The following is a 2068-nucleotide window of genomic DNA, read 5'->3' as shown; positions in this document are numbered from 1 at the left end:
TTACCAGCTTTCATCGGCGGGTCAAGAGCGCCTCTGGATCAAGGCGTTAGCCACGGCATCGGGCCCGAGGTACTATAATTCCGAACGCAAGCCAGGCAGGTGTCATGCCCGAATCATTGTTGCCACTTCCGCTACGCCCGATTCCAGCCGTCTCGGCTGCCGTGATTCGCCATGGACGAATTCTGATGGTTCGTCGCCGAAACCCGCCCAATGCGGGGCGACTCGCCTTGCCGGGTGGCAAGATAGAAATGGGCGAGAGCCTGTATGAAGCGGCTGCCAGGGAACTGGAAGAGGAAACCGGTATCCAGGCAACACCAATTGAGGTCATCACGGCCATAGATGTCATGCATGTCCATGAGGGGGAGTTGCTCGCCCATTTCGTGATCGTGGTGATTGGCATGGCCTGGCAGGGCGGTATCGAGGCCGCCGGTGACGATGCCACCGAATTAAGCTGGATGGATGCCACCAGTCTCCAGCAGGCCGGCGACGATGTCAGCGAGACCGCCGCCAGGGTGGCCTATCGGGTTCTCGAGGAGGCCTCAGGGAAGAATAATCGTTGATATCCTTCCAGGCAGGGGCTTGCGTAGGGAACCTTGAATGGGCATTCTAGGTCAATTGCCAAGACCACCATCACACGGAGTTTCGGATCAATGGCCTACCAAGATACGCATCTGACACAACAGCAGACGCAATCGGTCAGTTCCAACAAGGTCCTGCGCAACACCTATGGCCTTCTGGCCATGACCTTGCTGTTCTCGGCCGTAACAGCCGGTGCTGCAGTCACCATGGGCATCGAACGAATGAACATCCTGGTGTTCTTCCTCGGCGCCTATGGCTTGATGTTCCTGGTTCACAAGACCGCCAACTCGGCCTTTGGGCTGCTCTCGACCTTTGCCTTCACCGGCTTCATGGGCTTCACGCTGGGGCCGATCCTGAGCGCCTACCTGACCCTTCCCAACGGGGCGGCCTTGATCATGAACGCCCTGGCGATGACCGGTCTGACCTTCATCGGTCTTTCCGCCGTGGCCCTGGTGACCAAGAAGGACTTCAGCTTCCTGAGCAATTTCCTGATGGCAGGCGCCATCGTGCTGATACTCGCCATGGTCGCGGCGATTGTCTTCCAGATTCCTACCCTGTCGTTGATGGTTTCCGCCGGTTTCGTGTTGTTCGCCTCGGCGGCCATCCTCTACCAGACCAGCGAAATCGTTCACCGGGCCGGCGAAACCAACTATATCCTTGCCACGATCACGCTTTATGTGTCGATCTATAACCTCTTCGTCAGCCTGCTGGCCCTGCTCGGCATCATGAGCAGCGACTGATCATCCTGACGGCATGACACGACTGGCCCCGCTACCCGGCGGGGCAAGCCTGTTTGTGGAGGAAAGGTTCCCTCATGCGTTATGCCATCCTGCTGCTTGCGGCGCCCTATAGCCACCAGGCCTCGCACTCTGCCCTGCGATTCGCACGGTCCCTGCTGGCACGCGGCCACCAGCTTGAAACGGTATTCTTCTATCAGGAAGGCGTGCAGAATGCGGCCCGTCTGGCCTCGCCACCCCAGGATGAACCGCACCTGATCGATGCCTGGGCAGCCTTGAGCCGGGAACATGGAACCGCCTTGCAGGTCTGTATCGCGGCGGCCCTGCGACGTGGCTTGCTTGATGAACGTGAGGCGGCACGACATGGCAAGCAGGGATACAGCGTGGAACCCCCCTTCGAGCTGACCGGGCTCGGCCAACTGATCGATATCGGGCTGCGTTGTGACCGCCTCATCACCTTCGCCCCCTGAGGTTCATCCATTACCCGGAGACAGCATGCCTCAAGTCCAACCCCGGGATCTGCTGGTAATTCTGCGCCGAGGGCCTCACGGCAGCAGTCGACTGCGAGAGGGACTCGACACGGCGCTTGTCGCGGCCGCCTTCGGTCGCACCGTGACCCTGCTGTTCATGGGTGAGGGCGTGACGGCCCTCGTGGCTGGCCAGAAGGCAGGGCCGCTGGGCCAGAAGGGAACGGCTGCCACCCTGGAGATGCTGGAGATGTATGATATCGACAGACTCCTGGTGGAGGCATC

Annotated in this window: 4 protein-coding genes; all 4 read left to right on the top strand. The window is 60.1% G+C overall.

The annotated features are described in order from the left end of the window. Positions 1-104 precede the first annotated feature (104 nt). Entirely contained in the window at positions 105-560 is a 456-nt protein-coding gene (locus ACESMD_RS12175) for an NUDIX domain-containing protein (RefSeq protein WP_372613527.1), read from the top strand. 90 nt (positions 561-650) lie between these two features. Continuing rightward, entirely contained in the window at positions 651-1319 is a 669-nt protein-coding gene (locus ACESMD_RS12170; protein WP_372613525.1) for a Bax inhibitor-1/YccA family protein, read from the top strand. A 74-nt stretch (positions 1320-1393) separates the two neighbouring features. Further along, complete coding sequence (tusD, locus tag ACESMD_RS12165; RefSeq protein WP_372613523.1) at positions 1394-1786, top strand: sulfurtransferase complex subunit TusD; 393 nt, start codon at positions 1394-1396, stop codon at positions 1784-1786. A gap of 25 nt (positions 1787-1811) precedes the next feature. After that, positions 1812-2068, top strand: a 257-nt coding sequence (locus tag ACESMD_RS12160) for a DsrE family protein (RefSeq protein WP_372613521.1), incomplete at its 3' end; no start/stop codon positions are given.

It is taken from the genome of Halomonas sp., from assembly GCF_041689495.1.
Taxonomy (GTDB): domain Bacteria; phylum Pseudomonadota; class Gammaproteobacteria; order Pseudomonadales; family Halomonadaceae; genus Halomonas.
The sequence above is the reverse complement of the archived record's forward strand: the minus strand, read 5'-3'. Positions and strand labels throughout refer to the sequence as shown.